5 protein-coding genes, 1 tRNA gene and 1 pseudogene are annotated in these 7,170 nt (G+C 59.4%); 2 read left to right on the top strand and 5 right to left on the bottom strand.

Annotated features, from left to right (window positions below; translation table 11 throughout):
- Positions 1 to 31: 31 nt before the first annotated feature.
- Positions 32 to 107, bottom strand: a tRNA-Glu gene (locus ACQKP2_RS19045).
- Between the two features lie 387 nt (positions 108 to 494).
- On the opposite strand from ACQKP2_RS19045, the gene ACQKP2_RS19040 reads away from it, so the two are divergent.
- Positions 495 to 1,253 carry a hypothetical protein gene (locus ACQKP2_RS19040; protein ID WP_427578605.1) on the top strand — a complete coding sequence of 253 codons (759 nt, stop codon included), beginning with the start codon at positions 495 to 497 and terminating at the stop codon, positions 1,251 to 1,253.
- A gap of 168 nt (positions 1,254 to 1,421) precedes the next feature.
- Here ACQKP2_RS19040 and ACQKP2_RS19035 read toward each other — a convergent pair whose 3' ends face one another.
- The 4 genes and pseudogenes from ACQKP2_RS19035 to ACQKP2_RS19020 all read right to left on the bottom strand — a co-directional run bounded on the left by ACQKP2_RS19035 (position 1,422) and on the right by ACQKP2_RS19020 (position 5,855).
- Entirely contained in the window at positions 1,422 to 2,285 is an 864-nt protein-coding gene (locus ACQKP2_RS19035) for a methyl-accepting chemotaxis protein (protein ID WP_427578606.1), read from the bottom strand.
- Positions 2,280 to 2,507 (bottom strand): annotated as a pseudogene (locus ACQKP2_RS19030) (HAMP domain-containing protein); the annotation flags it as partial. The pseudogene ACQKP2_RS19030 and the gene ACQKP2_RS19035, both read right to left, overlap by 6 nt.
- 987 nt (positions 2,508 to 3,494) lie before the next feature.
- Complete coding sequence (locus ACQKP2_RS19025; RefSeq protein ID WP_427578604.1) at positions 3,495 to 4,880, bottom strand: PLP-dependent aminotransferase family protein; 1,386 nt, start codon at positions 4,878 to 4,880, stop codon at positions 3,495 to 3,497.
- Between the two features lie 213 nt (positions 4,881 to 5,093).
- Entirely contained in the window at positions 5,094 to 5,855 is a 762-nt protein-coding gene (locus tag ACQKP2_RS19020) for an SDR family oxidoreductase (RefSeq protein WP_427578602.1), read from the bottom strand.
- A gap of 237 nt (positions 5,856 to 6,092) precedes the next feature.
- Here ACQKP2_RS19020 and ACQKP2_RS19015 point away from each other — a divergent pair, with 237 nt between their 5' ends.
- Positions 6,093 to 7,097 carry an NADP-dependent oxidoreductase gene (locus ACQKP2_RS19015; RefSeq protein ID WP_427578601.1) on the top strand — a complete coding sequence of 335 codons (1,005 nt, stop codon included), beginning with the start codon at positions 6,093 to 6,095 and terminating at the stop codon, positions 7,095 to 7,097.
- The last annotated feature ends 73 nt before the right edge of the window (positions 7,098 to 7,170 follow it).

Raw genomic sequence — 7,170 nt, 5'->3', positions numbered from 1 at the left:
GTCGTGCTCTACCAACTGAGCTATTCCCGCTTGGCGTCCCCTAGGGGACTCGAACCCCTGTTACCGCCGTGAAAGGGCGGTGTCCTAGGCCACTAGACGAAGGGGACACACTACAACATTCACTCCCTGCTTCGTTTCGCTGTGTGCTTTACGCTGCAAGTGGCGCGCATTCTATGGATGGTTTGAGGGGTCGTCAACCCCCTGATATAAATTTATTTAAATCAATGACTTCGCCCCGCTTTTCGACGCTGCTGCGGGTTTTCCGTCGCCCGGTGTTTGACGCCTATATTCTGGCGCCCGCCAAGGCGCTATAGTCCACTCACAGGTGATAGCAATATGCTGCACTGGTGCCAGCATTCATGTAAGTGAACTGCGGCCGATACAGGTTGTGCCACACTGATCCAACTCGTCGAGCGGTTCTGGCACCTATATATGCCCAGCCACCAAACTCGCACGCGAACCCTATATAAGAGGTCTTACCGGTGACACCACTCATGATCACCCTGCTCGTCATAGCCGGGATCGCATTATTGATCGCCATTGGCTACATCAACCATGTGGTGGAAAACAACAAGCTGGAAAGGGCCCGTACCAAGGTTGAACTCAACGATCGCCTGCGTCGCTGCGGCGAGATCACCGAGACCTTTCCCGGCCAGTTGATGACACCAGGGCTCAAGCTGCTGATGACCCGCCTGGAGCTGAATGTTTGCCAGCGTCTTCTGAACCTGGAAAAAACCAGTTCCAACCTCAAGGCACGGATTACCGAGCTTGAATCCCTGGTTGCCCAGGGCGAGTCGATCCCGGTCAACAATCCACCGGCACCGATCCAGACCGAAGCCAAGGCCAAGGACGTACGCTTCCTGCTCGAAGCCCTGCACGGCCAGATCACCCGCGCCGCACAGGACGGCTTCCTGCCGGCCGGCGAAGCCAAGCACTGGATTCGCGAAGTCCGCCATATCCTGGTGCTGCTGCATATCGAATTCTTCAACAACCTCGGCCAGCATTGCCTGCAACAGAACCAGCCCGGCCAGGCACGCCTGGCATTCGAACGAGGCGTGCAATACCTGCGCAAGCAGCAGGAGCCACAAATCTACGCCGAACAGCTGGAATACCTGGAAAAGCTCCTGGCCCGCGCCAATGCGCAAGTCATGGACCGTATCGCCCCGGCAGAAGGCGATGTGAATCAACTGACCGAGGGCCTCAAGGATGTCGAGGCAGATGCGGACTGGAAGAAAAAAGTGGTCTACGACTGATCAGCGAAAACAGAAAAGCCACCGTTTACGGTGGCTTTTTTTTGCCTGCGATTCACTGTGGGAGCGAGCCTGCTCGCGATAGCGCAATGTCGTCAAACACTGATGTCGACTGACACCCTTCCCTGGCGAGCAGGCTCTCCCTCCCACCAGGTTATTCGCCGCTGGGCATCAAAGCCTGAAATGCCCCACCATTCCCTTCAACTCGATGCCCAGTTGCGCCAGCTCGATACTCGACGCCGCATTCCCCTGCATGGCCAACGAAGACTGGTCCGCACTGGTACGAATACTGGTGACACTACGGTTGATCTCCTCGGCCACCGAACTCTGCTCTTCGGCGGCGGCAGCGATCTGCTGGTTCATCTGCTGAATCAAGGACACGGCCGCCGCAATGCTGCCCAGCGCACTTTCCGTTTGCAGCGCATCGCTGACCGCCAGTTTCACCAGCTCGCCACTGCTCTGAATCTGCTGCACCGACGCCTGCGCCGCAGCGCGCAAGGCGCTGACCAGCCGCTCGATTTCCTCGGTCGATTGCTGGGTCCGCCTGGCCAGCGCACGCACCTCGTCGGCCACCACGGCAAAGCCCCTGCCCTGCTCACCGGCCCGCGCAGCCTCGATGGCGGCGTTCAGCGCCAGCAGGTTGGTCTGTTCGGCCACACTCTTGATGACACTCAGTACTGTGCCGATGTTCTGGATTTCCGCGCTAAGGCTTTCGATACTCGAACTGGCCGAGGTCGCCGAGTCCGCCAACTGCTCGATCCGCGCCATGCTCTGGCGCACCACATGCTGACCGCTTTCGACCTTGCCATCGGCCGTTTGCGCCGCCACCGCGGCCTCCTCGGCGTTACGTGCAACGTCGTGTACCGTAGCGGTCATCTGGTTCATCGCCGTGGCAACCTGCTCGGTTTCTTCTTTCTGGTTACTGACCTCGAGGTTGGTCTGTTCAGTCACCGCAGATAATGACTGCGCGGAAGTGGCCAGTTGTTCGATACCCGCCTGCAAACCGCTGACGATCTGGCTCAGTCCCGCCCCCATCTGCTGCATGGCCTGCATCAACTGGCCGATTTCGTCACGGCGGGTCACTTCGATCGTACCGCTCAGATCCCCCGCGGCAATCTGCTGCGCCACGCTGATCACGCTACGCAACGGCCCCACGATCAACCGGGTGATCACCCAGGCTGCAAGCAACCCGACCAGCAGCGCCAGCGCCGAGGAAGCGATGATCAGCAACGAGTTCTTTTTCAGCTCGGCCTGCATCGACTGGTCTTCGGCGACATAGGCCTGATCCACGCGCTCGACCACCTGCGCCGCGCGTTGATGCAGCTGTTGATAGACGGTTTTTTCCTGTTCCAGCAGGCCGGTGTACTCGACAAGTTTGTCGTTGAAGCTGGCGATATGGCCGCTCACTTCATTGAGGACGGTTTGATACCCCTCATCCTTGACCGTGGTTTTCAATTGCTCGGCCTGGGCCAGCGCCTGACTGGCCTGTTCGATCTTGCCTTGCCCCGCGCTGTCGTCGCCCTTGCGGCTCTTGTCCAGACGCACACGTGCTTCGTTCAAGGCTTGCAGCATCAGCCGCGATACCTGACTGACCTGACCGGCCTGCTCGATGAATTGCGCACCGTCCTTGCCCTCGGAATCCTTCAGCGTGTAGGCGCCGTCATCGGCAAGCCCGGACTGCAAGACATCAAGATTGTTGGCGACACTGGACACCGACCAACTGGCCATTTCCAGGGCCAGGTCCTTGGCCTGGCTCAGCGAGACAAACTCGTCGAATGCCTTGCGATAGGCACCCAGAGACTGCTCGACATCATTCATCACGGGCACATTGACGGCCGACTCGGCCTTGAGCTGGTTCGCCACGGCAATCAGGCCATCGACGCCTTCGTGCAGGGCATCGGCGGTTTTCGGGTTGCCGTGCAAGGCATACTCCTGCTCCAGCAGGCGTACCTTCAGCAGACCGCTGTTGAGTGAAGACATCTGTTTGAGCCCGTCGAATCGCAGGCTGATGGTTTGCAGTGACCAGACACCGATAGCCGCCACCAAAGCAGTCAGCAATAGCACCAGCACAAACCCGATACCCATTTTTTTTGCCATACCGAGGTTGGCAAAACGTCCTTGCATGGCCGAAATCATTGCACTTGGTCCCCCGCCAGAGTCTGTAGACGCAGAGTCGCAACGGCCCTTGGGCAACACAAGTCTCTGGCGTCGGAATAATGGCAAAAAGCTACGAACCCGTCGTTTTCAGAACGCTGGAGGTCGATCCGAAGCCGTGGCACGGAAAAATGCCCGGGCTCGCGGATCGCAGGCACAGGCTACGTTGATACGCTGCCAGTCATTACTCGCCCCCTGGGGACTGAAAGCGGTCATCGACGACAGCACGACGCCACAGCGCCGGGCCTGCGCCTGCACCTGCGCGAAGTCCCGCATCCGTGATCGCGCCCAGATGAACAGGCCGCCCACAGGCTTGCCGAAAACCTCCCATCCAGCGTCTTCGAGCAACTGCAATGCAGTCTGCCGATCCCTGTCCAAACGCTTTTGCTGGCGCTCTACCAACTTGCCGTAGGCACCGTTGGCCAGCAGACAGGCCAGCACCGATTCGCAAAATCCCGACGCCCCCATGCTGCTGATCATCTTGACCTCGGCCAGTCGTCCGATCACTGCCTGGTTTGCCAACACAAACCCGACCCGCAAGGAACTGCTGAGGGTTTTGGAGTAACTGCCAATGTAGATCACACGCTCATCCAATGCCGCCAGACGTTTGCCGGGGCCGCTGCACAAGTCCGCATAGACATCGTCTTCGATCACCAGCAGCCCGTACTCCCTGGCCAGTTGCAGTATCCGCTGTGCGACCACCGGTGCCAGGCTGCAACCGGTCGGGTTGTGATGGAAGCTATTGATGAACAATCCACGAGGCCGGTGTTCGTGCAGCAATGCCTCCAATGCGGCTACATCCGGCCCGTGCGGGGTGCGCGAGACTTCGAGCATTTTGATGCCCTGCAACCTGAGCAGTTCGAACAGCAGGGGATAACCGGGGCTCTCCACCACCACGCAATCACCCGGTTTGAGCAACGTGCGCACAATCAAATCCAAACCCTGACTGGCCCCCGCGGTCGTCAGGATGCGACTGTCCCGGGCATGGATGTCCAGTCGATCAAGTCGCTTGAGAATCTGCTGGCGCAAGGCAGGCAAGCCCAATGGCGAGCTATAGCTGAACAAGCCAGCCATGTCGGTGCGACTGACCTGGCGGATGGCATACGCAAGGTCGTCCGTCTCGCGCCAACCTTCAGGGAGACTGCCGCCGCCCAGTTGCAACTCGCACAAGGGTGGGCATTGATTGATGTCTGCGCCTGCAAATCCCGAGACATCCTGTTGTCCGGGGGCGAGCGATGCTGGTACAGCCACAACGAAACCGCTGCCACGGCGCGACGCCAGAACGCCTTGCGCGGTCAGGCGCTCGCAGGCTTCGACGACGCAAGACTGATTGAGCAGGTTGATACGTGCGATTTGTCGTACCGAAGGCAAGCGTGCCCCCGGTACTACCTTGTTGCAACGGATCCAGCCGTGCAGCGCGTCGACGATTTGTTGTACGACCGGCACCTGGGCCTGTCGATCGATTCTCAATTCCATGAGCAAGCCACTCCTGTTGGTTTTGCGCAAACCAGTTAATCACAGGAGCACCGGCCGGGATGTGCGACAACGCCGCTAAAAACCCCGCTTAACATTCCTTGAAACACACTGCCGAGAGCGCCATGGCTCCCTCGAAATCCTTGCCCTGAAAAACGAAAACCCGCGGGAGCGTCTCCTCCCACGGGTTCAGTGTTTACCCGGCAGCGACTGGTGTCAGAACGCTGTAACGCCGCCATCCACCGCCAACGAATGCCCGGTTGTGAAAGCCGCACCGTCGCTGCACAAATAGAGCACGGCACTGGCAATTTCTTCCACTTTGCCGATGCGACCTACCGGGTGCATGGCATTGGCGAACTCGCCTTTCTTCGGGTCGGCTTCATAGGCGCGGCGAAACATGTCGGTGTCGATCACCGCCGGGCATACCGCATTGACCCGGATCTTTTTCTTGGCGTATTCGATGGCCGCCGATTTGGTCAGGCCGATCACCGCATGCTTGGAGGCCGCATAGATACTCATTTTCGGTGCGGCACCAAGGCCCGCCACCGACGCCGTATTGACGATCGCCCCGCCCCCCTGTGCCAGCAGCAACGGCAACTGGTACTTCATGCACAGCCACACGCCTTTGACATTGACGCCCATGATCGCGTCGAACTCGTCGACAGTGCCTTCGGCCAGTTTGCCTTTCTCGATTTCGATGCCGGCATTGTTGAAGGCATAGTCGAGACGGCCGTAGGCAGTGACCACCTCATCCATCAGGTTTTTCACCTCGCTTTCGACAGTGACGTTACAACGCACGAAGGTCGCTTCACCGCCCGCTGTACGGATCAAGGCCACGGTGCCCTCACCGCCCGCCGTGTCCATATCGGCCACCACCACTTTCAAGCCTTCGGCGGCAAACGCCAGGGCAGTTGCACGGCCAATACCGGCTGCCGCGCCTGTCACCACTACCACCTGGCCGGAAAACGTCATGCTCATTGTTCTGTCCTCGAAAAGAATGTTTGCGGGGGATCACGTTTCCCCAGTCTAGTCATGGCACCCCGTGACACGGCAGCACTATCAAAAGGCCGGTTGGACGCCCATGAGTGGCAGTGATGGAACATCCGTACCAACTATCACTGCAACGGATCAACCTGCATTCGCCGCATCAGCCAAACTTGCGGCATCGTCCATGAAGGTCTATCAACAAGGCTTCATTCATCCTGAGTGCCTGCCATGACCTCCCAGACCAATCGCCAGTTCCTGCTCGCCAAACGTCCCGTGGGCGCGGCGACCCGCGAAACATTCACCTATCAGGAAGTACCGGTCGGCGAACCGGCGGCGGGCCAGATCCTGGTCAAGAACGAGTACCTGTCTCTGGACCCGGCCATGCGTGGCTGGATGAACGAGGGCAAGTCCTACATTCCGCCGGTCGGACTCGGTGAAGTGATGCGCGCCCTTGGCGTCGGCAAGGTCCTGGCGTCGAACCATCCCTCGTTCGCGGTCGGGGATTACGTCAATGGCGCATTGGGTGTGCAGGACTATTTCCTGGGTGAGCCGCGGGGCTTCTACAAGGTCGATCCCAACCTGGCCCCCCTGCCGCGTTACCTGTCCGCGCTGGGCATGACCGGCATGACCGCCTATTTCGCCCTGCTCGACGTCGGCGCACCCAAGGCGGGTGAGACGGTCGTACTGTCGGGTGCAGCCGGTGCAGTGGGCAGCATTGCCGGGCAGATCGCCAAAATCAAAGGCTGCCGTGTCGTGGGCATCGCCGGCGGCGCGGACAAATGCAGGTTCCTGCTCGATGAGCTGGGTTTCGACGGTGTCATCGACTACAAGAACGAAGACGTCATCGCCGGGCTCAAGCGTGAATGCCCCAAAGGGGTCGATGTGTACTTCGATAACGTTGGCGGCGATATTCTCGACGCGGTATTGAGTCGCCTGAACATGAAGGCGCGGGTGGTGATCTGCGGCGCCATCAGCCAGTACAACAACAAGGAAGCGGTCAAGGGCCCGGCCAACTACCTGTCACTGCTGGTCAACCGCGCCAGGATGGAAGGCTTTGTGGTGATGGACTACGCCGCACAATTCGCCAGCGCCGGGCAGGAAATGGCCGGCTGGATGGCCAAGGGGCAGCTCAAGAGCAAGGAAGACATTGTCGAAGGCCTGCAAACCTTTCCGGAGACGCTGATGAAATTGTTCAGCGGAGAGAACTTCGGCAAGTTGGTGCTGAAGGTGTAAAAGCTTCGCGGGCAAGCCTCGCTCCTACAGGTCCGACTACCACGACCTGTAGGAGCGAGGCTTGCCCGCGAAC

This window comes from Pseudomonas sp. NPDC089569 (genome assembly GCF_050280625.1).
GTDB lineage: Bacteria > Pseudomonadota > Gammaproteobacteria > Pseudomonadales > Pseudomonadaceae > Aquipseudomonas.
The sequence above is the reverse complement of the archived record's forward strand: the minus strand, read 5'-3'. Positions and strand labels throughout refer to the sequence as shown.